22 protein-coding genes are annotated in these 26,388 nt (G+C 39.7%); 5 read left to right on the forward strand and 17 right to left on the reverse strand.

The window, feature by feature from the left end:
* Positions 1 to 9: 9 nt before the first annotated feature.
* From hutU to FS608_RS10860, 5 genes are all read right to left on the reverse strand, one after another.
* A complete protein-coding gene (gene hutU, locus FS608_RS10840; protein ID WP_144549809.1) occupies positions 10 to 1,686 on the reverse strand; it encodes a urocanate hydratase in 1,677 nt (558 codons plus the stop codon).
* A gap of 262 nt (positions 1,687 to 1,948) precedes the next feature.
* Complete coding sequence (locus FS608_RS10845; protein WP_222127335.1) at positions 1,949 to 2,221, reverse strand: hypothetical protein; 273 nt, start codon at positions 2,219 to 2,221, stop codon at positions 1,949 to 1,951.
* Between the two features lie 30 nt (positions 2,222 to 2,251).
* Complete coding sequence (locus FS608_RS10850; RefSeq protein ID WP_186328682.1) at positions 2,252 to 3,745, reverse strand: helix-turn-helix domain-containing protein; 1,494 nt, start codon at positions 3,743 to 3,745, stop codon at positions 2,252 to 2,254.
* Between the two features lie 74 nt (positions 3,746 to 3,819).
* Positions 3,820 to 4,224: a hypothetical protein gene (locus FS608_RS10855; protein ID WP_144549811.1), complete on the reverse strand. Its 405-nt coding sequence runs from the start codon at positions 4,222 to 4,224 to the stop codon at positions 3,820 to 3,822.
* Positions 4,225 to 4,374: 150 nt separating this feature from the next.
* The gene (locus FS608_RS10860) at positions 4,375 to 4,956 is read right to left on the reverse strand and encodes a TerD family protein (RefSeq protein ID WP_144549812.1); all 582 of its coding nucleotides are present in this window, start codon (positions 4,954 to 4,956) and stop codon (positions 4,375 to 4,377) included.
* A gap of 228 nt (positions 4,957 to 5,184) precedes the next feature.
* Here FS608_RS10860 and FS608_RS10865 point away from each other — a divergent pair, with 228 nt between their 5' ends.
* Positions 5,185 to 5,559 (forward strand): nucleotide excision repair endonuclease, encoded by a 375-nt coding sequence (locus tag FS608_RS10865; protein WP_144549813.1) that lies wholly within the window; start codon positions 5,185 to 5,187, stop codon positions 5,557 to 5,559.
* A 41-nt stretch (positions 5,560 to 5,600) separates the two neighbouring features.
* Here the strand turns inward: FS608_RS10865 and FS608_RS10870 are convergent, their stop codons facing one another.
* From FS608_RS10870 to FS608_RS10905, 8 genes are all read right to left on the reverse strand, one after another.
* Positions 5,601 to 6,632 carry an ATP-grasp domain-containing protein gene (locus tag FS608_RS10870; RefSeq protein WP_144549814.1) on the reverse strand — a complete coding sequence of 344 codons (1,032 nt, stop codon included), beginning with the start codon at positions 6,630 to 6,632 and terminating at the stop codon, positions 5,601 to 5,603.
* Between the two features lie 190 nt (positions 6,633 to 6,822).
* Positions 6,823 to 7,320, reverse strand: coding sequence for a flavodoxin domain-containing protein (locus tag FS608_RS10875; RefSeq protein ID WP_144549815.1), 498 nt, complete (start codon positions 7,318 to 7,320; stop codon positions 6,823 to 6,825).
* Positions 7,321 to 7,508: 188 nt separating this feature from the next.
* Positions 7,509 to 8,240 (reverse strand): response regulator, encoded by a 732-nt coding sequence (locus FS608_RS10880; RefSeq protein WP_144549816.1) that lies wholly within the window; start codon positions 8,238 to 8,240, stop codon positions 7,509 to 7,511.
* A complete protein-coding gene (locus tag FS608_RS10885; RefSeq protein ID WP_313958709.1) occupies positions 8,203 to 9,741 on the reverse strand; it encodes an ATP-binding protein in 1,539 nt (512 codons plus the stop codon). Before FS608_RS10885 ends, FS608_RS10880 begins: the two co-directional genes overlap by 38 nt.
* A gap of 168 nt (positions 9,742 to 9,909) precedes the next feature.
* Positions 9,910 to 11,436: a tripartite tricarboxylate transporter permease gene (locus tag FS608_RS10890; RefSeq protein ID WP_144549818.1), complete on the reverse strand. Its 1,527-nt coding sequence runs from the start codon at positions 11,434 to 11,436 to the stop codon at positions 9,910 to 9,912.
* Between the two features lie 52 nt (positions 11,437 to 11,488).
* Positions 11,489 to 11,944 carry a tripartite tricarboxylate transporter TctB family protein gene (locus FS608_RS10895; RefSeq protein WP_144549819.1) on the reverse strand — a complete coding sequence of 152 codons (456 nt, stop codon included), beginning with the start codon at positions 11,942 to 11,944 and terminating at the stop codon, positions 11,489 to 11,491.
* A 69-nt stretch (positions 11,945 to 12,013) separates the two neighbouring features.
* Complete coding sequence (locus tag FS608_RS10900) at positions 12,014 to 13,042, reverse strand: Bug family tripartite tricarboxylate transporter substrate binding protein (RefSeq protein WP_144549820.1); 1,029 nt, start codon at positions 13,040 to 13,042, stop codon at positions 12,014 to 12,016.
* 193 nt (positions 13,043 to 13,235) lie between these two features.
* Complete coding sequence (locus FS608_RS10905; RefSeq protein ID WP_144549821.1) at positions 13,236 to 14,147, reverse strand: alpha/beta hydrolase; 912 nt, start codon at positions 14,145 to 14,147, stop codon at positions 13,236 to 13,238.
* A 185-nt stretch (positions 14,148 to 14,332) separates the two neighbouring features.
* On the opposite strand from FS608_RS10905, the gene FS608_RS10910 reads away from it, so the two are divergent.
* The 4 genes from FS608_RS10910 to FS608_RS10925 all read left to right on the forward strand — a co-directional run bounded on the left by FS608_RS10910 (position 14,333) and on the right by FS608_RS10925 (position 18,585).
* A complete protein-coding gene (locus tag FS608_RS10910; protein WP_144549822.1) occupies positions 14,333 to 15,640 on the forward strand; it encodes an alkaline phosphatase family protein in 1,308 nt (435 codons plus the stop codon).
* A gap of 14 nt (positions 15,641 to 15,654) precedes the next feature.
* Positions 15,655 to 16,929, forward strand: a complete 1,275-nt coding sequence (locus FS608_RS10915) for an MFS transporter (protein ID WP_144549823.1) — start codon at positions 15,655 to 15,657, stop codon at positions 16,927 to 16,929.
* Between the two features lie 341 nt (positions 16,930 to 17,270).
* Positions 17,271 to 17,837, forward strand: coding sequence for an RNA polymerase sigma factor (locus FS608_RS10920; protein ID WP_144549824.1), 567 nt, complete (start codon positions 17,271 to 17,273; stop codon positions 17,835 to 17,837).
* 4 nt (positions 17,838 to 17,841) lie between these two features.
* The gene (locus FS608_RS10925) at positions 17,842 to 18,585 is read left to right on the forward strand and encodes an anti-sigma factor (RefSeq protein WP_144549825.1); all 744 of its coding nucleotides are present in this window, start codon (positions 17,842 to 17,844) and stop codon (positions 18,583 to 18,585) included.
* Positions 18,586 to 18,656: 71 nt separating this feature from the next.
* Here the strand turns inward: FS608_RS10925 and FS608_RS10930 are convergent, their stop codons facing one another.
* The 4 genes from FS608_RS10930 to FS608_RS10945 form a co-directional block, all read right to left on the reverse strand.
* Positions 18,657 to 19,184 (reverse strand): hypothetical protein, encoded by a 528-nt coding sequence (locus FS608_RS10930; protein ID WP_144549826.1) that lies wholly within the window; start codon positions 19,182 to 19,184, stop codon positions 18,657 to 18,659.
* A 91-nt stretch (positions 19,185 to 19,275) separates the two neighbouring features.
* On the reverse strand, positions 19,276 to 19,533 hold the full coding sequence (locus FS608_RS10935; RefSeq protein ID WP_144549827.1) for a hypothetical protein: 258 nt from the start codon (positions 19,531 to 19,533) through the stop codon (positions 19,276 to 19,278).
* A 128-nt stretch (positions 19,534 to 19,661) separates the two neighbouring features.
* Positions 19,662 to 21,860: a PKD domain-containing protein gene (locus FS608_RS10940; RefSeq protein ID WP_144549828.1), complete on the reverse strand. Its 2,199-nt coding sequence runs from the start codon at positions 21,858 to 21,860 to the stop codon at positions 19,662 to 19,664.
* A 60-nt stretch (positions 21,861 to 21,920) separates the two neighbouring features.
* A complete protein-coding gene (locus FS608_RS10945; RefSeq protein WP_144549829.1) occupies positions 21,921 to 26,387 on the reverse strand; it encodes a multicopper oxidase domain-containing protein in 4,467 nt (1,488 codons plus the stop codon).
* Between the last annotated feature and the right edge of the window lies 1 nt (position 26,388).

Raw genomic sequence — 26,388 nt, forward strand, 5'->3', positions numbered from 1 at the left:
CCCTCAGTCTTAGTCTTGTTGTTGTAGCATTGGCATTTTAATGCCTTTTTCTTTTGCGGTCTTAATCGCAATCTCATAACCCGCATCGGCATGACGGACCACACCCATCCCAGGGTCCGTTGTCAATACACGATCTAACCGTGCTTCCGCATCCTTCGTCCCATCAGCTACAATTACCATCCCGGAATGCTGAGAATACCCCATGCCAACGCCGCCGCCATGGTGTAACGAAACCCAGCTCGCGCCCCCAACAGCATTGATCATCGCATTTAAAATCGGCCAGTCAGAAACTGCATCGCTTCCGTCTCTCATCGCTTCTGTTTCACGATTTGGTGATGCTACAGAACCTGCATCTAAGTGATCACGACCAATAACGATTGGTGCAGATACTTCTCCCGAAGCAACCATATCATTGATAACTTTACCAAAGCGAGCACGATCACCATATCCAAGCCAGCAAATCCGGGCAGGAAGACCTTGGAAGCTTATTTTTTCTTGGGCCATTTTTACCCATTTGCATAGATGTTCATCATCTTTGAACTCACGAAGCAATGCTTCATCAATTTTGCGAATATCCTCAGGATCTCCTGAAAGTGCTGCCCAGCGGAAAGGACCTTTTCCTTCGCAGAATAATGGACGGATATACGCAGGTACGAAACCAGGGAAATCAAATGCATTTTCCACTCCCTCATCCTTCGCTACTTGACGAATGTTATTACCATAATCGAAGGTAACCGCACCTTTTTGTTGCATCGTCAGCATTGCCTTCACATGCAGTGCCATGCTTTGCTTGGAAAGTTCTACATACTTAGCTGGATCTTCTTTTCGTAATACGGCCGCTTCTTCTAATGTGAAACCAACTGGAACATAACCATTTAATGGGTCGTGTGCAGAAGTTTGATCGGTTAATACATCTGGATTAAAGCCTTTTTCAGTCATCAAAGGCAAAATTTCTGCAGCATTACCTAATAATCCAATCGATAATGCCTTTCCAGCAACTTTAGCCTCGTGAGCTAATCTCAATGCTTCATCTAAATCCTTAGTCTTTACATCAAGATAAGCGGTTTCAATACGGCGGTCAATTCTGGTCTCATCGACATCAATCGCTATACACACTCCATCGTTCATCGTTACCGCCAACGGCTGAGCACCACCCATGCCGCCAAGTCCAGCAGTTAATGTAATCGTGTGTTTCAACGTACCATCGTATGCTTGACGCGCAAGCTCGGCAAAGGTTTCATACGTTCCTTGGACAATTCCTTGGCTGCCGATATAGATCCAGCTGCCCGCTGTCATTTGACCGTACATCATAAGACCTTTTTTATCTAACTCGTGGAAATGCTCCCAATTTGCCCATGCAGGAACTAGATTGGAGTTAGCAAGAAGCACGCGGGGTGCATCCTTATGCGATTTCCATACAGCCACTGGCTTACCGGATTGAATCAATAAGGTTTCGTCATTTTCCAATTCTAACAATGTTTTCACAATGGCATCATAGGACTCCCAATTCCGAGCGGCCTTACCAATCCCGCCATAAACAACTAGATCCTCTGGTCTTTCTGCCACTTCTTGATCTAGGTTGTTCATCAACATCCTTAGTGCAGCCTCCTGAATCCAGCCTTTCGCATGTAATTCTGTTCCTTTATAATTCTTTATCACTCTTGATTTCTCTGTGTTCGTTTCCATCCATTCCACTCCCTTTATTTATTAATATATTTATATTATAAAAATAAAATCTTCTGAAAAATACGAAAGGAACATTAGATATAAGATAATATTTATAGGAGTAACTAGAATTTATTTAGATAATCTGTTTATATAACCAATAAAATTTTCATAAACCTATAATATTTTTTGGTTCTTATATTAAAAAAAGACCAAGTCATGTTGATGACCGGTCCACTTCGAGGCTTAATTTATCGTGCTAAACAAGCGAATGTACAATTTTTTAACTTTGGAGTGCCGCTTGGGCCCTATGTTCATCTTCTTCTTTAACAAAAATATCATATTGAGTAAAATCTTTAAAGCGAGCATCACTACGCAAATTCACCGGAGTATTTGTTTTGAATTTTACTCCTGCAGCATTTAACTTTGCTACGACCATAAAATAGTTATCTGACCCAAACGCCGTATAAAACAATTTCCATTTCCGATTGAAATAGAATTTAAGGAATGAAAAAACAACGAAAACAATAACCAAAGATACAATGACCGTCTTCATTTCCCCACTTCCCTCAAATTAATTTATAAATCAATCATCCTCGTCCACTTTATTTAATCGAAATTCTCTAGGCGACTTACCAATTGATTCCTTAAACATCCGACTGAAATAATTGGCATTTTGATAGCCCGCTAGGATCGAAATTTCTTTGATCGGTTTATTGGTTTCAATCAGCAACCTTTTCGCTTCCTTCATTCGAAAGGCTGTTAATAATTCCGTAAAACTGGAACCTGTTTTCGTAATCAACAAATGGCTGAAATAAGAGGGGTTTCGGTCCACATAGGCTGCCACATCCTCCAGCCTGAGCATGCTGTTTGAAAAATTAGCCTCCATAAAGGATATGCCGCGTTCAATCGGATCTTGTATTTGATTTATATCCCTGCTCTCAGTCCCCAAAAACAATTTTTGAATAAATAAAATGAGATTTTGAACCGTACGATAAAGTACACGATCATACAAAATCGAATTAAAAATATAGCGGTATTCCTGTTCATAGCTTTGATTCTCGTCTAAGTAAAACGTCTTCATATATCTTCTAACCTGTGCCAGGATACTAGTTAGTCTAATTCGGACCAATCCTGGGTCAGGATAAGGATCGTTCAATTGCAAAAATTCATCATACAACCAATTTTTTATTTTTTCTAAATCAACGTTAGTCAACATGTCAACCCAGGTTCGTTGTTCAGGCGGAGCTAAAAAAGGATCAATATGGACCCATTCAAGTGAGTGTCCAAATTCAACGACTTGGCGGTACCCTTTATAATAGGTCAACTCTAGCATTTTCCTCGTTTGCAGATATTTTTGATTCAAAGTAACGGTTGATGAATTTCCTTTATGAACCACGACAGCTAGCGGCTCAGAAAATTCCTCCTCCCACTTCCTCATCGCTTTTTGGCATTGTTCCGTGATATTATGACCCTTTTCTGAAAACAAAACAACGACCATGTCGTCTAATGCAAAAATACCGTGGACATCCTTGAAAGGATATTCTGCTAAGAATGAATGCAAAGTCCGGTTGGCAGTGATACTTTCCGTTTGAAAAGCAGCTACATGGTAAATTTCTGCACCCGAAGCTTGCGATAGTAATAAAACTTCATATGATATATCTTTATAGGAATTAGCATGGTGAATTCTATCCGCCTGACTTTTGGCCCTAAGCTTACGTGAGGCTTTTTGAAAGGCGGTTTTCACCTTGGTTGCCGAAAAAGGTTTAATCATTAAATCTAATGCTTGCATATCGATGGCAAGGCGCGCTTTTTCGAAGGTTCCTTCTGCGGATGTTAATAATAAAATGGGGTCATAAATCTGCATCAGGTCCCGAAAGGTGGACCAATCTTCCTTTGTGATCATATCTAGTTCTATTAAGACAACGTCAGGCTTCTCCTGCTCAAACCATACGACAAATTCCTGATAATGAGAAGCTGACAATATAGTAGTTACGGGGATGGAGGAGGTTTTCAATAACCATTTTAATCCCTCTCGTTCGTTCAAATCGCGATCGGCAATCAGCCACTTTCCTTCCATCCTTTGTCCTTCTTTCATTCGTAGACTTTTGATTAGTTAAGCCATTTTTATGGCAAATAGGTAAATATTGTTGATTAGTGCTGTTTCTCCCTATTATTTCGATTAGAAATGATAACCCCGAAAACTAATCCAATTAATATGGCCATTAAATGCGTGGCTCCTGTTGATAAAGACAAAAAATTAATTGTCATACTGTAACTCTTATTAACTAGACTTAATAGGATTCTTTCAAGAAAAGGTTGGTAAATCATAAGATACGGTAGTATTACCAATGGAATAGCAAGCCATTTGTGACCTATTATGTATTTCGTCAGTAGTAAATAAATGAAGGCAAACAGTAAAGCAAATCCATAAACGAACCAATTCAAATATTGGAGGATCGGGCTAGGCCGATCAAAAATAGCTACTACATTAAGATATACGATCCAAAAAATCGCAATAATAATAGAAAAAACCTGTGTTTTCAGTAAAAATTTCATTGTCATAACATCCTCAAATCAAATAATTTATATCTAACATAACCCAAATATCTCCTTACCACAAATAAATACTTCAAGACACTTCCAATAAACAAAAAAAGGACAGAAACAGTTTCTCACGACTGTATTGTCCTTTTGATTTTGCTATTTTTAGCCAACGTTTAGGCCGAAGTCTGTTGCGATACGGGCTAGGCCGCCTTGGTAGCCAGAACCAACCGCTGAGAATTTCCACTCGCCATTGTGCCGGTATAACTCACCTACAATGATTGCTGTTTCGATAGAAAAATCTTCTCCTAAATCATAGCGAATGATTTCTTGATTCGTTTCTTCGTTAACGATACGGCAGAATGCATTTGATACCTGGCCAAAATTCTGACCACGGGCGTCTGCATCATGAATGGTAATTACAAATGAAATTCTTTCAATTTGAGCAGGGACTGCGCTTAGATCCACTTTTACTTGCTCATCATCCCCGTCCCCTTCTCCTGTCCGGTTATCACCAGTATGTACGACGGAACCATTTCCACCTTCAAGTTGATTATAGAAAACAAAATCCTTTTCAGAAGTAACTTTTCCGTTACCTGCTAATAAGAAGATACTTGCGTCTAAATCGAAATCGTTTCCTCCGTCGTAACGATTGGTATCCCAGCCAAGACCAACAACAACCTTCGATAAACCAGGATTTGTTTTTGTTAAATCAATCTTTTGACCTTTAGATAAAGAGATAGCCATACAAACACCCTTTCAATCTTAATAAAATCAATGTTTCACCTTAAGTTTACAAAAATAAGGAATATTTTTCTACTTTTTATTTAACTTCTCCTTATTAAATCAAGATCCACTGGTTTTGAGCACAGAAAAATGGTTAAGATAACTATTATTGATTGTTTATGCTATAATGAACCGTTAGCAAAACGGGCATCCCGTTTATTTTTAGTAGGTCAAGGAGCGATTTTCTAGATGATTAAAATTGAAATGCCTAATCCTGATATAGTGATTACGAAGAAAAATCAAGTTGGTGAAAAAGTAGAGGCGCCGCTGAGCAGCGTTTATGGATTTACAGATTACAACAAAATCCCAAGAGATAAAGGCGGGATTATTCTATTTTCAAATGCAAATGATGAATTACTGTTTGTCGGCAAAGCTAGGAAATTACGTCCTCGCGTAAAAAAACATTTTGAAGATACGGTCTCACCGATCAAATTGCATCGTGATGAGGTCTATAAAATTGCAGTCTGCGTTGTAGAAGACCCGATGGAAAGAGAAATTTACGAAACCTACCTCATTAATACCTTACATGCAAAATACAATATTGATAAAGTGTTCTACAAATAGTGGGAAGAGCGGGTTCGAAAACAGAACCTGCTCTTTCTTTATTAACTTATGTCACCATATTTGAGAATCATTTCTTTTTCAATATGACTTGCCCGAATTCCAAACCTTGGTTTCAACATCTCTACTTTTTCACCTAGCAAAATTTTCAGAGCAAGATACGGGATGTTGATCCCAGATAAGCAGCTAAAATGCATGCCCCCGCTCATACGCGGATTGACTTCCAACAGCTTGGGTGCACCATTGCTGTTGTATTTTACCTGGATATTAAACACATATGGCACCCTAAATTCTTGATGAAAATCGTGTGCCAGTTTTATGAGTTCAACCTGCTCCACCAATTCCCTCACTCTGCCCTCCCCCTTCATCCGAGGTATGGCGGCATACAGTTTATCGTGGGATGATAAGCAATCGATACTATATTCTCTGCCTTCTAAAAATTCCAATACCATTAGGTCAGGAAATGTTTCTTGCTGACCTAAAATTTCGCAGGCATAGTTGTAAGGAATGCGGTAGCTCGTTCCATGATTGAAAAGCTGAGTAATCGAATCAATTTGGTCTTTAATGACCCTAAATCCGTTGGCACCTTCACCAATCACCGGTTTAAAACACACGGTATGTCCTTTTTCCTTGAGTTTTTCATACGCTATTTTAAACGCTTCGAGATTATTGACGACATGATAGTCAGGGATCAAAGTGTTTCCCTTCCCGCGCGAAAACATTTGGTATGTCTCAGCTTTATTATCCATGGTCTCCATGAGGTTAGCATCTGGACAAACCAGCACTTTAACTCCCAACTTCTCAAATTGACTCAGTCGTTTAGAGATGAGGACATTTTCTTTCCGCGGAATAAAAATATTAATCCCGTGTTTCTCACAAAATTCAAGACAAAAATCAATATAATCCTCACCAGATATATCCGGCTCGACGAAAGCAAAATCACAATTTTGTAAATACAGGGCATCTTTGTTCGGACTTGTGCCATAAATAATAAATTTTCGTTTTTCTTCGTTATCCCGAATCATATCGATGAAATGGGAAACGGTTGTAAACCATCTGTTAAACCAAATCTTCATTTAAATCCTCTTCCTTGTTGTAATAAGACCTCACTCATTATTGTCCTTCTCGATATTTTTTATAAGCAAAATTTGACAAAAATTTTACTTTCTATTGCAACTCATCGAAAAATCCCCCTTAAATTCCTTATAAACACAAAAAAACGTTCTGCACCTGCAGAAACGCTCACTTAAACTGGATATACACCGATTAATGTACTAGTGTTTGGATATTATTTATTTTTAATGCAAATTCTTTTATGGCTTCATAATCTAAATTTAATTGGTCGATCGTTGCACCGCTCACCTTTTTTACGATTTGTTTTTCAATGAAGTTCATTTCCGACAAGAGAAATTCTCCACCAAATAACCCCATTGCAGCAGAATTTTTTCGTAATTCTTGCGGGAAGGCATGGTTAAATTGCTCAATCGCTGTCTCGCCACCATGCATACAGCAAAGGAAAAGGCCTACTTCTTTTTCTAACAGAGTATCGTAATTGTGAGTAATAAAATGTTTGATTTTCCTTTGAATATTTCCAGCATGAATCGAACCGCCAATTATGATGGTATCGAAATTGCGAAGATCAAACTTCACTTTCTCTCGTTTCAAATCAATTGTCTGAACCTCCCCTTTAAGACTTTCACTTAAAAATCTTACTGCTTTTTCAGTCGTCCCATGAGATGAGCAAAAAACAATTAAACATTTCATGTCCTTCCACTCCTTCAACTTGCATGAAAAAAAACGATGTGAAAATTCATTTCCATTATATAACTAAATAAGACCATTCCCCGTTATAATATTGGCAATATTATTACAATTGAACAATTTAGGGCTACACTCGATATTGCTCGAGAAACTTTCCAATAAAGAAGAAGGCTCCATTTGAGCCTTCTTCTTTATATGTGGTTATGCTGTTTGAATGCCCCCTTAACCAAATAGACACGTTCTGGGCGTCCGACCGTTCCGTAAGCTAAATCCGCATCAATTTTATCCTCTGACATGAGATGCTCAAGATACCTTCTAGCCGTCGTTCTGCTTACACCTATTTCTTTAGCAACAATCTCTGCTGTTAGGCCATCAGCAACCTTCGACAGAACCTCCAGGACCTTTTCCAGCGTCAGCGGATCAATCCCCTTAGGCAGATAAGGTTTGTCGCTTTTGGATCCCTCTATTTCTTTTCGCAGCAGCTTGTCCACCTGTTGCTGGGTTACATGGAGATTTTCATTCTTCAATTCTGCTAGCTTTGTATAATATTCTTGATACCTCAGCAACGATTGTTTAAACCTCTCAAACACCACAGGTTTAATTATATAATCAAACACACCAATACTGATTGCCTCTTGCACTTTATGAATCTCTTTTGTGGCAGTGATCATGATCACGTCCATTTGCTTCCTTTGCTGCTTTGTTTCTTTAAGCAAATCAATTCCATTCATGTCCGGAAAATAGACATCTAACAAAAGTAAGTCTGGTTGTAATAAATCAATATACGTCTTTGCCTCTAAATAGCTTGCTGCAATTCCTACTGTTTGGAATCCTGGAATCTGTTCGATAAACCGTTTTTGAATTTCTGCAATCCGTAAATCATCCTCAACTATTAACACTTCTATATTGTGTTTCAGATTCATTTAAACACCCCCTGTGTTTTGGAATCACAACTGTGAAAAACGTCCCTTCCCCTTCATTCGAGGAAAAAGTTATATATCCCCCTAAACCTGCAATCGCTTCTTTTACCAGGCTTAACCCGATTCCGGAATTGCTTTGACGGTTTTTCGTAGAAAAGCCATTTTGGAAAATTTTTTCACCAATGCTGTTGTTTATGCCTTTCCCGTTATCTTCAATTTCGATGATCAGGTCTTTTCCTAAGTCGGTTAGAAACAGAGAAACTCTTTTTTCTACCTTCCCATTTTCTCTCACAGCATCAAAAGCATTATTAACAAGGTTACCGATAATCGTCACTAATGTATCCCTGTTAATCTCTTCAGGCAAATCTCTAAAACTACTGTCACGATCGATTGTAAGAAGAATCTTCAATTCACTGGCTAAACTAACCTTACCTAAAATAAATCCAGCAATAATTGGATCGGGAATTTCCTTCATTAAGAAGCTAATAAATCCTTGTGCAACATCCACTTCCCTTGATATGAAATCAATGGCTTCCTTATAGGAACCAAGCTGGATTAAACCAAGGAGTGTGTAGAGCCGGTTAGAATACTCATGTGTCTGAGCCCGCAGGCCTTCAGCATATGCTTTGACATGGGACAATTCCTGAATCAGATTGGATAACTCTGACTTGTTTCTAAAGCTAGCAACTGCTCCAATTACTTCGTCTTTTTTATTAAAAATCGGGATACGATTCACCAAAAATATTTCACCGAAAATCGTAAATTCCCGATCATATTCCGCTAGACCCGTCCGAACCACTTCATAAAGATACGTATTTTCAATGACATCTTCAATCTTCTTTCCACGGAGGAGAACGTCGCTCGGCACATTGAGAATTTTATGGGCGGTTTCATTGACGACGGTTATTCGTCCATTCGTATCAATGGCGATAATTCCCTCATGAATTGATTCTAAGATGGCATGTTTCTCTTGGTACATCCAAGCAATTTCTTTTGGTTCAAGGCCAAAAATGGCTCTTTTAATATTTAATGAGATTAATAATGCCGCCAGTAATCCTCCTAGTAAAATAATCATGGTGGTGATAAAAATTTTCCGTCGTATCTTTGCTACTTCTTTTTCAATATCCGTTTGAAGATAGCCTACTGAAACGACTCCAATTACTTTGCCATCACTAAAAATAGGCGCTTTCCCTCTTAAGGATGGACCAAGGGTTCCGATTGACTCAGAGATAACCGATTCTCCTTTAAAGACACGTTCATTATCTCCGCCCACCATTTTTTGTCCTAAACGGTTAGGATCGGGATGAGAATAGCGAATTTCCTGACGATTACCGATAACAATAAATTCCGCACCAACCTGTTTTCGAATTTTTTCGGCAATTGGTTGAATAATAGCAGAGGGGTTTTTACTAGAAAAAGCTTTTTGTATCTCTGGCATATTTGAAATGGACTGAGCCACGGATAAAGCCTTCGTTCCTTTTTCATGCTTTAGATTGGACTCCATTATATTTTTAAAAGTTAGTTCGAAAATCCCGCCAATGAGGATAATTACTATAAAAATGCCTAGCATTAATTTCGTATGTAATCGCATACAAGCACCTCTACTTCTATCATATAGAAAAAAACTCCTTAAAAAAAGGAGTTTTTTGCAATAATCAGAACTTTTTGAATGTCAAGCTTCTTCGTTTATGACAACATTCTTTCCTCTCATCTTCATTACTACCGGGATAGCCAGCCAAAGAACCGTCATAATTAAGAATCCTAATGAAATCGGACGAGTGAAAAATGGTCCAAAATCTCCATTGAAAATAGTTAAGGCCCGACGAAGATTATTCTCAACCATCGGCCCCAGAACAAGTCCTAACACTAACGGGGCAATCGGATAATCATGTTTGTTTAAAAAATAGCCAATGACACCGCAGGCTAATAATAGTAAAAGGTCATATATTGAGACTTGAACCGCATAAACACCGAAAATAGAGATCGCAATTATAATAGGGATTAAATACCGCTTCGGGGTCTGAATGATCTTTGCAAACACCTTTACGAGCGGAAGGTTAAGTATGAGAAGCATGATATTTCCAATAAACATACTTGCAATCAACCCCCATGCTACTTGGGGATGATCTTCAAATAATAACGGACCTGGCTGAACATTGTACATCATCAGTGCCCCCATTAGGATGGCGGTTGTACCCGAGCCTGGAATTCCTAATGTTAATAATGGGATCATTGCTCCGCCAGAGGCCGCATTGTTGGCCGATTCTGGCGCTGCCACACCAGCAATGGCCCCCTTTCCAAATTTAGATGGGTCTTTAGCGATCTTCTTTTCTAATATGTAAGAAAAAAAGGATGCTAGAGTCGCTCCCGCTCCGGGTAAAATCCCGATAAAGAAACCTAAGAAAGAGCCCCTGACGATTGGTCCAGCTGATTCTTTCAACTCTTCTTTAGAAGGGATTAAATTATTGATCTTTGCCATATCTGTATCTTCTTCTTCTTTTTCTAAGATCGTTTTGAAAACCTCACCTAGTGCAAACAAGCCTACCGCAATCGTCAAGAATTCAATTCCTTGATATAACCAAGGGATATCAAAGGTAAACCGACCAATTCCTGAAACATTGTCAATTCCGATCGTAGCAAGTAGCAGCCCACATACCGTCATAATCAATGCTTTCGTAACGGACTTACCTGCCAACCCACTAACAGCTCCAAGTCCTAAGAGCATAAGCGAGAAATATTCAGCAGGACCAAATTTAAGAGCAAGAGTTGACAATGGTTTCGCCAAAACAATAAGGGCAATTAATGTCACGATTCCCGCCACAAACGACCCAATCGCGGCAATTGACAAAGCACTCCCTGCCCTTCCTTTCTTAGCCATTTGGTAACCATCTAATGTGGTCACTACGGACGATGACTCTCCAGGAGTATTTAATAGAATAGAAGTAGTCGATCCTCCATACATAGCCCCGTAGTATACACCAGCAAGGAGAATAATAGCACTCGTTGCCGCTTGCTCAGGAGGAAGACCTCCCGTAATGGAAGCGGTAACAGGAATAAGCAAGGCAACACCGCTCATCGGACCAATCCCCGGTAACACACCAACAGCAGTCCCAATTAATACCCCAACAAAAGCAAAAATCAAATTATACCAAATAAGTGCAGAACCAAAACCGTGCAACAAATAATCCAGAGTATTCATTCTATTTCCCCCTTTCACTCTAAAAAATATGGTGCCTGACACCATGATCTAATCAATTAAACCAAATAGGCCAACCTGGAAGTGTTCCTTTTAGTACTTCGACAAATATGAAATAGACAAAGGCAGAGAAACCTCCTGAAATGAGTAGCGAGGTAATCCATTTTCCTCGTTCCATTGTCTGAAAGCAGACAAAAAGAAATAGAAAGGTTGTGATTACATAGCCTACGGATTCTAGTGTCAAAATATAAACGAGAGTAGCTATAAATATGATGATAAAAGGCTTGTACTGCAATTTTTCTTTTTCCTTCTCCTGCTTTTTTCTATTAAAGGTTTCATAGAATAAGCGAATACTTAAAATCACTAACAGACCCCCGAGAAAAAATGGAAAGATATCCGGACCAACTACACTCCCATATGAGGAGCTGGCAATATTCCTGCTTCCGATAATAAATAAAGTTCCTACAGTTAGAAACAAAATAGCAGCAATGCGATCAAATTTAATGTCCATCTGAATCCCTCCAATCCGTTTATAATAAAAAATGAAAGGGAAGGAGAAAGTCCTTCCTTCCCTCTTTGATTACTTCTGCATTCCTAATGCTTCTAATAATTGTTGAACTTGTGTTTCTTGGTCTTCTAAGAACTTTTTAAAATCTGCACCGTTTTTATATTCTAACTCCCAGCCTTGTGTCTCGACTTCCTTCTTCCATTCAGGTGATTGGACTAATTTATCAATTGTTTTTTCCCAATATGATTTTGCTTCTGCTGACATTTTTTCTGGTCCAAAAACTCCACGCCAAATCGTAAATTCTGCGTCCACACCTTGTTCCTTCGCAGTTGGAACATCTTTAAAATCGCCAGCTAAACGTTCAGATGAAGTAATTGCCAACACGCGAACTTTACCAGCTTTAAGGAATTCTTTCACACTTGAGGCATCTGTCCCAATGACATCAGCGTTTCCACCAAGTAATGCTGTAATCGCTTCCCCACCGCCATCATAGGAAACATATTTAATTTTAGTTGGGTCAACCCCGTATTTATAAGCTGGAAGAATCGAAACTAAATGGTCCATTGAGCCCGGTGCGGATCCCCCTGCAAATGTCAACTTAGCTGGATCCTTTTTGACCTCCTCCAAAACTGATTTTAGATCTTTGAATTTAGAATCAGTTTTGACTACAATGGCGCCATAGTCTTTCGTTAGCTGTGCTAATGGAGTGGTATTCTTATAACCGTAAGGGCTGTTTCCTTCTTTCTTTAAATTGTTGATAATAATTGGCGGTGAATTGACAAACAGCATGTCATTATTTTCTGCCTGCTGGGTAGCATATTCTGCCATAAATACGGCTCCACCTCCGCCAGGCTTGTTCTCAACTGTTAATGGCTGATTTACTAACTTTGTTTCACTAAGCACTTTTGTGAATGATCGAGCGGTTAAATCCCAGCCTCCACCTGCTCCAGAAGGTGCGACAACGCTAATTGCTTTTGTCGGATAACCTGTTCCTTCCGCTTTTTTACCTGAACTTGCTGTTTCTTTACTGCTGCATGCCCCTAAACTTAATGCCAAAGCTCCTGCACACATGACTGCTGAAATTCTTTTAATCGAAAACATTTCATTTCCCCCTTTGTAAACGTTTTCTTAACGTTTTCTTAATTTTACAAAAATTTTTATGATTTCATAGATTATCCATTTAAACAGCATTAAAAACTTAACTACCATTTTGTTCATAAAGTTCATGGAGTTTCTATGTAATGAATATAACGCTAAAAACTCCTGCATCTTAATACAGAAGTTCTTGGTTTTCTTATTTCAAAACTTTCTTAATGTAGTTACCTATTTCATTTACAGCCATCTTCGCCTCTGGTAATCGATCACCACTAATCTGCCAAACATGCCACATTTTGTCCCATAATTTAAAGGTGACCTCTACGCCTGCCTGTCGTGCTTTTATTGCCAGCAACTCCGCATCACTTTGCAAAATTTCATGATTCCCGGCTTGGATAAATAAGGGCGGGAAACCAGTAAGGTCTGCAAAGACAGGTGAAATAAGCGGATGATCGAGGGGCTTGTGCCCCGAATACATTAGCGCGGCATCTTTAACACCTTGAATCGTTAAATAGGGATCAACCACTTTGTTTTTCTGATAACTTTCCCCGCTGCTTGTTAAGTCAACCCATGGTGATAAACAAACAATTGCCCGCGGCAGCGGCTCATTCTGATTTCTTAAGACTAAGGTGGCTGCTACACTTAAGCCCCCTCCTGCTGAATCACCTGCAAAAATAATATTGGCTGGATCATACCCTTGACGCAAGAGCCAGCGGTACACAATGACGGCATCTTCAATGGCAGCAGGAAAAGGATGTTCCGGTGCTAGACGATATTCTGGAAAAAGAACCTTCATACCAGCTGCCTTCCCGATACTAGCTGCAAGTGGCCGGTGGGTATTAGCTGAGCAAAATGCATATCCTCCGCCATGTAAATAAAGGATTACTTTTTCTTCCGAACTGTTTTCGGAGGAAAGCCATTCAGCGTACAATCCTTCAATTTCTAATTTTTGAACCTTACAGTCCTTCGGCAGTTTAGCTAGCTTTCTAGCGACTGTGTCCAGCATTTGCCTTTTATCATCCATTCCCCTTTCTGAAATACCCTTCCTTAACGCACGTTCGACCGAAAGTTTAATTCCCTTTTCAAACAAAAAACTTCGAAAACTTGCCATCTCTCAACCACCTTTCAATCCAAATTTTGCTAATATCATTATACTAGAAAAACCTTTTAAAAAAATAGGGAGGATTTTATTGTTTTTCGAAAATTTTGTAAAAATTCGTACGAATTCTTCCATTTCCGCCCACCTGTAGTAAAATGAAAGTAACAGGCAGATTTTTTCGGAGGTTCTTCAAATTTATGAATCAATTAACAGACCATTTAATTATCATTTCATTTGATTGCCTTTCAGCTTTGGATTTCCCACTAATACAAGAACTCCCACACTTTCAAACCATCTTAAAAAATGGTGCCTTGGTTAAAAATGTCAAATCTATTTACCCATCGGTCACCTATCCTTGTCATGCAACAATTGTGACAGGTAATTATCCGAATCGGCATGGGGTCATTAATAATACCCGTTTACAACCGGGGAGACTTTCTCCCGATTGGAATTGGTTCCGGGATTGTGTCCATGGTACCACGTTATATGACGAAGCGAAAAAAGCCAATCTGACGACGGCCGCCTTATTATGGCCCGTTACGGCGAAAGCAAATATTGACTACAATATGCCAGAAATTTTTGCGAACCGCCCTTGGCATAACCAAATTCTTGTTTCGCTGATGAGCGGCAGTCCCCGTTTTCAATGGGAACTTAATCGAAAATACGGGCATATCCGTAAAGGCCTAAACCAACCAGAATTGGATGACTTTGTCCTAGAGTCAACTGTCGACACGATTAAAACAAAGAAACCAAATCTATTAATGGTTCACTTTACCGATTTAGATACCCAGCGTCATTATCATGGGTTCTCATCCAATGAGGCACTCGCGGCGATTGAACGTCACAATTACAGGCTTGGCAGGATTATCAGTGCCTTAAAAGAAAGTGGCATTTATGAGAATTCTACGGTGGTGGCATTAGGTGACCATAGTGCCTTAGATGAAAATAAAGCGATAAACCTTAATGTTTTATTCCATGAAAAAGGTTTGATCACCTCGAACGGGAAAGGGAAAATAATTTATTGGAAGGCGTATTGTAAAAGTTGTGACGGCTCAGCATATATTTACATTAAAGACATTCACGATACTGCAACATTAAGTGAGGTAAAACGATTAGTAGATTCCTTGCTTCATAATCCAGAAAATGGTATTGAATCCTCTTTAACCGGTGCACAAGCTTCAGAAAAAGGAGCAGATGGATCTTGTGCGTTTATGCTTGAAGCACAAAGAGGATATTTCTTTTTAGAAGACTTCGAGGGGGAATTTATCAAAACCATTACGAAGGAGGATGTCAGTAGGAATCATAAGTACACCTTAGCATGTCATGGCTATTCACCTGAAAAAAAAGATTATGGAACCATTTTTATGGCAGGTGGAAAAGGAATTCAAGCAGTCACTCTGCCTTCGATCCGTCTCATTGATGAAGGCCCCACATTTGCCCGTCTTCTTGGATTTGATTTAGGCCAGACAGATGGAAGGGTTATCGAAGAAATGTTGAAAATTTAAAAGGGGGAAAATCTATGAGCCGGATGTCAAAGCAAGAAAAGAGCTGGGTTTTATATGATTGGGCAAACTCTGCTTATTCTATTCTAATTACCACTGCAATCTTCCCGTTATATTTTAAAGCATCTGCGGAGGGTGCTGGACTTGCAGGTTCCAATTCCACCGCATATTTGGGCTATGCTAATTCGTTTGCCACCCTGCTAATATCGCTTTGTGCTCCGATATTGGGAAGTATTGCCGATTTCAAAGGGTTAAAGAAACGCTTATTCACCTTTTTCTTTGCATTAGGAATTGTCTTTACCTTGCTGCTTGCAGTGGTCCCAAGTAACCAATGGCTATTTTTATTATTTTGCTATATGCTTACCGTTATTGGTTTTGGAGGTACAAATATTTTCTATGATGCCTTTCTTGTAGATGTAACAACCGAAGACCGGATGAATAAAATCTCTTCTCGCGGATATGCGATGGGTTACATTGGCAGCACAATCCCTTTCTTTATTAGTATTGCTCTTATTATATTATCTCAGAATAATATCATCCCCCTCTCTGTGACCGTTGCAAGTCAAGCGGCATTTGCGATTACCGCCTTATGGTGGGGCTTATTCACTATTCCGATGCTAAAAAATGTAAAACAGGTTTATTATAAGGAGCCTGTGCCAAACCCAGTTTCTAATGGTTTTAAACAACTGTTTGATACTTTCAAAAAAATTAAGTTATACCGTCCGCTATTTTTGTTCTTAATTGCTTATTTCTTTTATATTGATGGCGTAAATACGATTATTACCATGTCCACAGCCTACGGTTACGATTTGGGAATCAAATCTGATAACCTACTAATTATCCTGTTTGCGACACAAGTGGTTGCTGCACCGTTTGCGATTTTATACGGGAAACTTGCCGATAAATTCAAAGGTAAAACAATGTTACTCGTTGGAATCTTGGTTTATATCGTCATTTGTACGTATGCCTATTTCTTAAAGACGACATTAGATTTTTGGATCTTAGCGATGCTTGTTGCATCTTCACAAGGAGGTATTCAGGCCCTTAGCCGTTCCTACTTTGCTAAACTCGTTCCAAAGGAAAATGCCAATGAATTCTTTGGTTTTTATAGTATCTTTTATAAATTTGCAGCAATATTAGGACCATTCCTGGTTGGATTCACTGCACAAATTACTGGGAATACGAACAGTGGAGTGTTCAGCTTAATTCTTCTCTTTATCATCGGAGGCACGATCTTACTGCGCGTACCGGAAACAACGACCATCACAAAATCGAATTCGATTTCGCAATAAAAATTACTAGACCTCAATTTGAGGTCAATTTTTTTTCTAAAAAGTTGTTTTCTGAGATTCGCTAATTAAACTCAAAAATTCGCCGATTGAGCGGGTAAATTCGCCGATTACTCCCATTAATTCACTGATAGAACATAAAAATTCGCTGATAGGGTGTAATTTTACACCAATCTAAGTGTAAATAGATCTAAAACGAAGGGAAAATAGCCAATTTTTTATGAAAATGAAGCTTGTCACCATAATCTTTCAAAATTACTATATACTTATACAAACCGATTTTCTTGTAGATTCGTTTATTTATATAAAGGGATCCGGAAATGATTAGGGGGTCTGCCTTTTTTATGCAAAACTTGAGCGATGCCGATTTAATGCTTTTAATTAAAGCAAAGCACCGTCCTGCTTTGGAAGAATTATATGACCGTTACATTAAGCTGGTGTACTCCTTTGTTATCAAATCAACGAAGGATCAAGACAAAGCTAAAGTGATTGTTCAGGCCGTTTTTACCCGCGTATGGACAACAGAGACCGGTTATAACCCTGAAAAAGGACAATTCGTCAATTGGCTCCTTACCATCACTCGTAATATCACGATTGACCACCACCGCAAAGAAAAAAAGGATGCTTCACTCGTTTCAATCGACCAGGACCAATTAGAACAAATTCCAGGTTCTCACGCCAACAATCCAGCAGAGATTTTATCACGTAAGCATGTGCGAGAACAAATACAAAAAGCCTACCAATATCTATCAAAAAATCAAATCGAACTGATCCAATGGTTATATTGGGAAGGATACACCCTCAGTGAAATCGCTGAAATGAAAAAGGAACCAATTGGCACCATCAAAAGCCGGCTGCATCAAACACTCAAAGTCTTGCGGAAACACATTGTCATGGAGATGGGGGAATGAAAATATGAGGCAAAATAGCAGCTGTTCATTTTCCAATGAATTGGTCTCTTATTTGATTGGTGAAGTATCTGAAGTTGATAGGATGAAGATAGAAAGGCACCTTGTTCATTGTCAGTCTTGCACGAAAGACATCCAAGAAATGCAGGAGGCGTGGTCCATGCTCCCTTATGAATTTGAAGATGTCGAGGTACCCGCTGATTTAAAGGATGAAGTAATGAATGCCATTTTCTCAGCTGATGCATCTATCTATCCTACTATTGAAAAGGTTAGTCCAACCAGAAAGATCAAAAAGGTACAACATTCTCTTTATGGATTGGCCGCCGCTGCATTCCTCTTTAGCTTTGGGGGAGTCATTTGGAATAATATAAATCTTAGAGACCAAGTAACAGAATTAAAGGAACAAGTAAATATTCCACCCGAGGTCATCGAGGTTTACACGTTAAAAACAGCAAATCCTGGAGTTGATTCCGCCAATGGGCAGGCTTTGCTTTACAGACAAGGTGATAAAAAACAGCTCGTTTTCCAAGTTAATGGTCTTGATGATACCAAAGGGTCTGAGGCATATCAGGTGTGGCTCATCAATGATGGAAGCCGAAAAAGTGCAGGAACTTTCCATGTAGATGAAGAGGGTAATGGCTCCCTTACCTACCAGTTGAAAGAAGAAATTTCTTTTGATGCGATTGGGATCTCACTCGAACCGGACGCCAACGGAACCCAGCCACGAGGTAAAAAAGTGTTAGGAACATAAATGCTGAAAGCCCATGATTCTCATAACTGAGATTCATGGGCTTTTTTCATTAAGTATAAATTGCTTCTTACTTATTTTTTAATACTTTTAGTAGGTGATGTAATAAACCAGCCTACAGGTGCTCCTGGAACCGGATGGGTTAACGTTCTTCCGTCAATTACTGAAGCTGCATTGTTGTTTGCAATCGTTCCATCAATTTTGTAATTGTAATAGGTACTTCCCTGGTTTACATCCTTATCTTTAAAGCTGAACGTGAGAGGTTTCTTAAATAATCCAATAATTTCATTTGTCTCTGAATCTATTACTCTAAACGCAAAATTCATAATTACCGTTTCGCCTGCAGGAGCAACCTTTTGGAATGTTTGATTATCCCCTTCTAGTACTTGAAACGTGACGTCGTTTGTGAAGGCCCCTTCAGGTATTTGAATTTTAATTCCACTATGACTAATCTTAACTGCTTCCCCTGCTTCAATTTCCCTTTCTGCGACCACCTTAGAAAATCCCACCTGTGTAAAATCTGTAGCTGCGAATGCAACTGCACCAAACAAAAACATCGACATCATTACCAATCCAAGTAAGACCTTTAATTGTTTTTTCATTCACATGCAACTCCTTCATTCTTATTGGGCTTTCGTTAAAGTTAACGAGGATAAGTCCCAAACGGTTTGAAGGAAATTCAAATTTAATTAATTATTTTTTCCTCTGTATAAATTGGACGATTCCCCCACCAATAATGGAACCAATCGCAGCTGCGCCAAACATCATCACATTGATTCGCTCAGCTAAGTCAGCCATTCCCCCACCTGGAAAAATAAATGCCTTTACAGCCGTAAGCATGGTTGCTATGAAGAAGATAATTGCCGGAATCCAGATGATCCAGCTACCGTCTATTTTCATTAATATAAATGGTAAGACCAACCCAATAAGAAATATCACAAAGAAAAACATAAACCCCGCTCCTCCCTTATGGATAGTATATTCTTAGTTGAATTGGACGTTCTCTTAAAATATTATTTCCACAGAAAAAAGCCGAAAAGCAACTAATAAAAGTTGCTTTCCAGCTTTCAAATCAGGATTTACCTAAATCTGTATGCGAGACTTGGTACATCGATACTTGTAGGTGATGTTGCGGTTACATTTCCTGTTCTAGGAACGGTTGTGACTGCACCGGTACCTCGGTATCTCCACGCACCGAGTGTATCAACTGTAGCTTTGGCGATAATTTTGTTGCCGGAAGGATCTCCAAGATAAATAGTTACCGTTACACCTGGTCCTTTTACGTCAGAGGTACCATCAATTCTCCATTCCCCTGAACGATATTCAGCTCCTGTAATTGCAATCGCTTCTGACTTAGTATTGATTGTCACTTCTTTTGTTGCAAGTGTTCCATCAACGCCCTTAACTGTCAATTGAATCGTTACTGGTTTGTTTTCCTTTGGATAAGTAAACTTCAGCTTTATTGGGTCTGCCGTATTAAGTGTTGCTTTTGGACCAGCAGTCTGCTCCCAGATATATTCTACGGCATTTTTCGATCCACTGGCATCGAGTATTACCTCCTTGCCCTGTGGGACTTCGTTAGGTCCAACAATCATTGCTTCTGGAGCAACTACCTCATCCTCAACCGTTACTTTAACAGTGCTCTCATTGACATCACCATTAGGTCCTGTAAGTATTAGTTTAAACTTAAGGGTTCCCATTCCTTGCTCTGCTGTGAACGAAGGTGCTAACGTGTTAGCATCTTTTAAATCTACGTTAGTAATTCCACTTGAAGACGAAACAAATTCCCATTTAATTAGATTTGTATCAAAGTCCCCAACAGATTTACTACCATTAAGCGTAACAAGGTCCCCGGCTTTAACAGTCTGGTCCGATCCTGCATCCGCAACTGGAGGATTCGCAGGTGCACCGACAACTTCTACAGGTATTGTTACAGTCCCATTTTTTGCTGAATTTATCGTAATGTATGGTGGAATAAAAGATGGACTTTCTATAACCAACCTTCCATCAGTAAGAGCTTGATTACCTAACTCTGGAATCTTCAGTTCTGGTTTATTTACAATATCACTTGAGGATGCTGTAATAATTATTTGTTGCGGTTTTTGATCAGAACGATAAATGGCTTTTGGTTCTACGATCATATCAACAGGCGTAACAGTTTTCACACTGTCAGGATTATCTGTCGTATTTGTTATAGTTAAAACCGGCGGTGTGTCACTTGTAAATGAAACCCGAGCATAATATTTACCCTGTTTCCCTTTCATTGGTATCGGCTTATCCCCTGCCCCGGTCACTTGAAGTGTATAATCCTTATCTTCTTCCGTAAAAGCAAAAACATCAATAGTACCACCAGCTATAGTGTTTCCATCTGTATCTACATTTCGGCTATATGTCGCTCGTGCAACATCCACCCCGGAATTCTGAGCAATTTTCCCACTTAAACTGAATTCATCTGTTTCAATACTACAATCATTTCCACAATTAGCACCAAGACCCGGTCCTTGAATTTTAAAATAGTTTTGGCCATTTACACCACCAATTATCTTATGGTTTACGTCCGGGTCGCCAACATATCCTTCAGGTGCTGCAGGAGCTACTTTTGGGTCCCATCGCAAAAATGTTCCAATACGGCTCTTCATTGGCCCATCAAAGGGATCTTGAACACCAATGTCTTCTACGAATCTTATTTCTCCGCCTTCTGAAGGATCTCTTTCATCGGCCGCCACCGCTGTAAAAGTATCTATACCATATGGATGGGTAATAGTATATTTTCCTCCGGTTACCAGACCATCAATTCGGAACCGAACCCTTCCAAATACGATTTGATCTCCCTCTTGAACTATTTCATTTGCCCAAGCTGCTTCCAGAGCAAAAGTTGCTACCGCTCTTCCTCCGCCAGGAAGGTCGATTTCTGCACCTGCTAGCTGATAAAAAGCCTCTTCTGGAAAATTACCTTTCTCAATTGAAAAAGGTTCGGCAGGATTAGGAATTTCTTCAATCGGAAGCGCACACAGCGGGTTTTCGAAATCTAAACAAAGCTCACTTCGATTACCTTGTGAATCTCTATACCAAGCAGGAAATCCATATTCTCCGATAGGTCCTACTTGCTTTAATTTGGGAATATCTTTTATGGGCATCCCATATTCAGCACTTGTGAAAATAATTCCTCCGCTTAGCATAAGTAGGACTGTTAGTGTAACGAGAAATAAACGCTTAATCGCAGATTTTCTCCTCCTAGCCAGATTCCGTTTTGCATGTGTAATTTTTCGTGATTCCATTTAATGCAGCCCACCTTTTCCATAAAAATTAGTAAAAATGATGAATACTAAGGAATCCCACTAAAATGCTTTATCCCGTTCTTCAACTGGTTTGATAAAGCCTGAGAGTTCCCTTCCAAGTTTATCTAATTCTATTTTGGAGATCTGAAAGCTGCCTTCTATTCTTTGAACTTCTTCCGTCTTTATCTCAACGTTCTCCTGAAACCCTTTTAATACTTTACTTCCTGATGGCCCCGCTTGAACTATTTCTTCCTTTTGCCCTGTTGTGTTTTTTCCTCCACTAACATCCACAATAATTTCCTTACTATTAAGAGATTCATTGCCAAATTTATCGACGGAACGAACCGAATAAACGTAGGTGGAAAAAGGAAGAACTTCCTCTTCAGTAAATGAACCACTCCTATTCATCTCTTTATTTACTTTCTTGAAGGTATTTTCCGGAATTAACTTTCGGTAAATATTGAATCCGACAAGATTTTTACTTTCCAATACATCCCAAATAATGGAGTTAGCTTTGGTTCCCTTCCTAACATTGATTGGTGCCTTCGGAAGACGATCCGGTAATGAAAGGAGTTGATTCTTCGGCTGGTCATGGACTCGGAGGATGCCCCATAACCCCCCTTCTAGGTATCTTCTTAGCTTCATTTCTCGGTATAGATAATCTCCTGCTGGATTGAAAAAACCTTCCTTTTGAATCGGAATAATATCAAGGGAATCCCCTGGTGTTAGCGACCCTTGGCTTCCGACCACTTTTGAATTCGGATCGGTCCATTGATAGCGCCACTTATTACTGTGGAGGGTGAAGACACTTCCCCTTGAACGGTCTGCAGTTTGCATGACTCGTAGTCTAATAGGATCCCCCATATACGCTTCTGGTATTGGCGTGGATGGATCACCATGGACCACTGAACTAAAAATTAATGATTTATCTGAATTTTCAGCAAGTCGATATTTAAACGGTTCCGAACTATAGTTAATTCCTTTTTCACCATGGTCCTCTAAATCTAACAGCTCACCAGTAATTGGATCCACTTGCCCCGGGGTTGGCGGGCTGCCATCTTTTCCAATCGTATAAAGTCCATCTGAGAACATTAACGCCTGCTCTCTAAAATCCGGTTTCCCTGGTACGATAATATCCGCAAGGGCTCCTGACATAATTGATTCACCTGTTTTAGGGTTTCGGTAGAAAGCGTCCTTCGGCTCAATGATTAGTGCACCGTATCCTCCATGCAAGCGATGACTGCGGATATCTCCATAATCATACAGAATCGTGCCACCATGTTCTTTATCTGCATACCATTCATATATGATTGTTTCACCAGGACCAATGGTTTGGTCGTAATTAAAGCCAATGGTCGCTCCATCAGACCCTTGAACATCATATTGGACCATTTGCGGATGCAAGCTTACACGGTTAGAGTTTTTCCAGTCTACTTGCTTAGCCATTAACAAGTCAGGATCATTCTTATTTTCTGGCGGGTTAAATGGTAAGTTATTTCTTAACCGAATCTGGATACATTCACCTTCATTAGCACGGATCACCAAAGGTTCAGTTGGTTTTGTACCTTTTTTGATGGCGGTAACATCCTTGGTTAAGGCGAACATTAGTCCATACGGATCATGATCACCTGCCTTATTGTAGACAATATCCTTCATAAATGCTGTCACGTCGAATGATTTGATTTTTGCAGTATCTGGACAGATATTGCCCTTCGCAATGGCTTTAGGCGGCTTTGTACCTTCTTTTTTCATTTTCTTCAATCGATTCGTGTCAATCTTTTGCTTTACTTCAACTCTATCAGGCAGCTTTTTAAGGTTGGTATTTTGTTCACCCCAGACCCTGACAAATCCCCACAAACCACTCCACAAATCTTCAATCGTCTGCGAAGACCAAAGATAATCCCGTTGCCTAATCCCAACTGGATTTGGCTGAATATCCATCGTGAACTGTTCGGACATTCCAATTGTTTGTGTAGAAGTTAATTCAGAGTCTTGCTGTCCTGATTCTTTTTTCCAATTTAAGCCGTGTAAATTAAAGTTATGCTGTGTTTCATGGGCGCCCTGTATTAAGCGGATTTTAATCGGGTCGTTTGGATAACTTTCAATTATCGGCGTTTGTGGATCTCCGTGGACCCATGAACTAAAGACGTAAGCAGGGTCGGCGCTATTTCTTCTAAAAAATGGAGCATTCGAGTAATTGACTGCTGCATATCCATGTGCTTTATGTGTATTAGCTGGATCCGATTCAAGTGGCAGCAGATTCCCGTTTTTATCCCACATTCTTGCGAAATCATGGTAAACGAGTACTTGCTCACGGAAGTCCGCTTTTCCAGGAATGACAATCATTGCTTCTGTGCCCGATTTCATTTCCAATCCTGTTTTTGGATGGATCCATTTCGAGCCTTTTGGTTCAACAATCAGCGCACCAAAGGTACCATGAAAACCTTTTTCTCCTGCTGACATATGGTCATGGAAAAAGATGTTCCCCTCTTCATCTGCATACCAGCGATAGCGAATTTTTTCACCAGGCTCCGTGCTTTGATTATAATTCCACCCAACCGCTGTACCATCAGAACCCAAAGGATCAAAGCCCACATAATGAATGTGCATCGACAGCGCATTTGGTTCAGTGGCATTAATCAAATGGTTTTCCAATGTAACTTCTACACAATCACCTTCATTGGCCCGAATCACCAAAGGACGAGGTCTTAAAGTACCATTTAAAATTTTTGCTTCATCCTCTGCCAGCACAAACATTCGTCCTTCTTTGTCATGATCACCCTCGTTATTGTAAACAATATCGGTTTGGATTCCGACAACATTATATTTACGAACTGGTGCCGTTTTTGGACAGCGGTCAAAATTTGGTGCTCCCGGTACCAGTGCTCCCAAAGCCTCCTTTTCTTTTTCGGTTGCAGGACGAAGCTCAGGATCTGGTGGTTTCGGAGCACGTTTCCCCTGCTCCCCAGGAATGTAATTCGGAAACCCTGGGTTTTCAACTGACGGTTGGGATGGTGTTTCTCGGTCCTTTAATGGCAGTAATTCAGGTTGTAACTTATCGAAAACTCTCAGAAGTCCCCACATTCCTTGTAAATAATGTGGAAACAGATGGCAATGCCATAAGTAATCGCCAGGTGCTCCTTTACCATTTTGAATATACCCCGCATCGTTTGTCAGTTCGGCAGTTTGTGAACTTCCGATATTAAGAGTTTCAGAATCAACAGTATTCGTTTTCTTTGAATCGCTTTTCCAGCGGTGCCCATGAAGATGAAAGACATGGTTTTCTTCCTGGTTTGCCCCGATTACTCGAAACTTCACTGGATCTCCCACATATGCTGGAGTTATGGGGGTAGCCGGATCGCCATATACCCATGAGGAATAAAACATAGTCGGGTCTTTTCCATCTTCTGTCAGAGAATTTTCCATCCGTTCATCGAGTGGTTCTGCCCGATAATTAACTGCATATAACTCCTTCTCCAATGCCTCATTAGGGTCCTCAACAGCTTCATGAGGATCTTCTTGCTCTTCCCCTTCGTTTTCATTTTTAGGAGGCACTTCTGAAGACTGATTTCCAGCCACAGCATTTACTCCATCGTGAAAGAAAAGAGCAAACTCACGAAAATCTGGTTGATCAGGTAACTCGATATTGGCATATAAACCACTCGCTAGTTCTTCCCCTGTTTGTGGATCAGTCCACTTCGCTCCAATCGGTTCCACGATTAGTGCACCGAACAATCCATCTCCCATTGTTCCCTTCCCACCAGTTGGGTCAGTATAGAAGGTCAAATCCGCACCATTGTAAAAGAAGAAAGTCCCTTCCTCTTCCGTATTCCAACGGTAGATTATTTCAGTATTGGGAGCAGCAGTAGAATTACGATTAAATCCCACTTCCGTTCCGTCCGATGTTTGAACATCATAACCAACCCCATCAATATGGATCGAAGTTTTTTCTGTTAACTGATTAGAGAAGGTAACCTCGACGCAGTCCCCTTTGTTGGCACGAATAGTAAGTGGTTGGACTTCTTTAACTGGTTTCCCGGGATTCTCTTTAACAGCTTTTTTAATTTTCGAAACGTCTTCTTTTAGAGCATAAATCTTAGAATCTGGCTGATGATCACCAAATTTGTTGTATACCATGTCCACATTAATTGCAGTGATCGTAAATTTACGGACGGGGGCATTTTTACTGCACTGATTGTTTAAATCAATTGTTTCACTTGCTAGATTTATATTACTCTTATCTAGAGCTGTCCTCGGTGCTGTTCCTTTAGGTTTGCTGTGTCCATGGATACTATTGTTGGTGGGTGTTTGTTTATTAGAAGTATGAATAGGAATCGGAATTTGAATTTGAGCATCTGATACGATTCCCTTGGATGCCAACTTATTAACTACAGCAGCTGCACGTTTTTCATTTACCACACTATGTGGCGGTTTTGATGATTTTACAACCGAAAAAACAGATATGGATGTAACTGCCAATAAGAATAGGAAACTACTAAATAGAAATAAAGGAGATTTCTTTCTCAAA

It is taken from the genome of Bacillus sp. X1(2014) (genome assembly GCF_007678255.1).

What these genes read in the sequence shown, in the direction of transcription:
- hutU (WP_144549809.1), bottom strand. Translation starts at nt 1,686, where the DNA reads ATGGAAACGAACACAGAGAAATCAAGAGTGATAAAGAATTATAAAGGA.
- FS608_RS10845 (WP_222127335.1), bottom strand. Translation starts at nt 2,221, where the DNA reads ATGAAGACGGTCATTGTATCTTTGGTTATTGTTTTCGTTGTTTTTTCA.
- FS608_RS10850 (WP_186328682.1), bottom strand. Translation starts at nt 3,745, where the DNA reads ATGGAAGGAAAGTGGCTGATTGCCGATCGCGATTTGAACGAACGAGAG.
- FS608_RS10855 (WP_144549811.1), bottom strand. Translation starts at nt 4,224, where the DNA reads ATGAAATTTTTACTGAAAACACAGGTTTTTTCTATTATTATTGCGATT.
- FS608_RS10860 (WP_144549812.1), bottom strand. Translation starts at nt 4,956, where the DNA reads ATGGCTATCTCTTTATCTAAAGGTCAAAAGATTGATTTAACAAAAACA.
- FS608_RS10865 (WP_144549813.1), top strand. Translation starts at nt 5,185, where the DNA reads ATGATTAAAATTGAAATGCCTAATCCTGATATAGTGATTACGAAGAAA.
- FS608_RS10870 (WP_144549814.1), bottom strand. Translation starts at nt 6,632, where the DNA reads ATGAAGATTTGGTTTAACAGATGGTTTACAACCGTTTCCCATTTCATC.
- FS608_RS10875 (WP_144549815.1), bottom strand. Translation starts at nt 7,320, where the DNA reads ATGAAATGTTTAATTGTTTTTTGCTCATCTCATGGGACGACTGAAAAA.
- FS608_RS10880 (WP_144549816.1), bottom strand. Translation starts at nt 8,240, where the DNA reads ATGAATCTGAAACACAATATAGAAGTGTTAATAGTTGAGGATGATTTA.
- FS608_RS10885 (WP_313958709.1), bottom strand. Translation starts at nt 9,741, where the DNA reads ATGGAGTCCAATCTAAAGCATGAAAAAGGAACGAAGGCTTTATCCGTG.
- FS608_RS10890 (WP_144549818.1), bottom strand. Translation starts at nt 11,436, where the DNA reads ATGAATACTCTGGATTATTTGTTGCACGGTTTTGGTTCTGCACTTATT.
- FS608_RS10895 (WP_144549819.1), bottom strand. Translation starts at nt 11,944, where the DNA reads ATGGACATTAAATTTGATCGCATTGCTGCTATTTTGTTTCTAACTGTA.
- FS608_RS10900 (WP_144549820.1), bottom strand. Translation starts at nt 13,042, where the DNA reads ATGTTTTCGATTAAAAGAATTTCAGCAGTCATGTGTGCAGGAGCTTTG.
- FS608_RS10905 (WP_144549821.1), bottom strand. Translation starts at nt 14,147, where the DNA reads ATGGCAAGTTTTCGAAGTTTTTTGTTTGAAAAGGGAATTAAACTTTCG.
- FS608_RS10910 (WP_144549822.1), top strand. Translation starts at nt 14,333, where the DNA reads ATGAATCAATTAACAGACCATTTAATTATCATTTCATTTGATTGCCTT.
- FS608_RS10915 (WP_144549823.1), top strand. Translation starts at nt 15,655, where the DNA reads ATGAGCCGGATGTCAAAGCAAGAAAAGAGCTGGGTTTTATATGATTGG.
- FS608_RS10920 (WP_144549824.1), top strand. Translation starts at nt 17,271, where the DNA reads ATGCAAAACTTGAGCGATGCCGATTTAATGCTTTTAATTAAAGCAAAG.
- FS608_RS10925 (WP_144549825.1), top strand. Translation starts at nt 17,842, where the DNA reads ATGAGGCAAAATAGCAGCTGTTCATTTTCCAATGAATTGGTCTCTTAT.
- FS608_RS10930 (WP_144549826.1), bottom strand. Translation starts at nt 19,184, where the DNA reads ATGAAAAAACAATTAAAGGTCTTACTTGGATTGGTAATGATGTCGATG.
- FS608_RS10935 (WP_144549827.1), bottom strand. Translation starts at nt 19,533, where the DNA reads ATGTTTTTCTTTGTGATATTTCTTATTGGGTTGGTCTTACCATTTATA.
- FS608_RS10940 (WP_144549828.1), bottom strand. Translation starts at nt 21,860, where the DNA reads ATGGAATCACGAAAAATTACACATGCAAAACGGAATCTGGCTAGGAGG.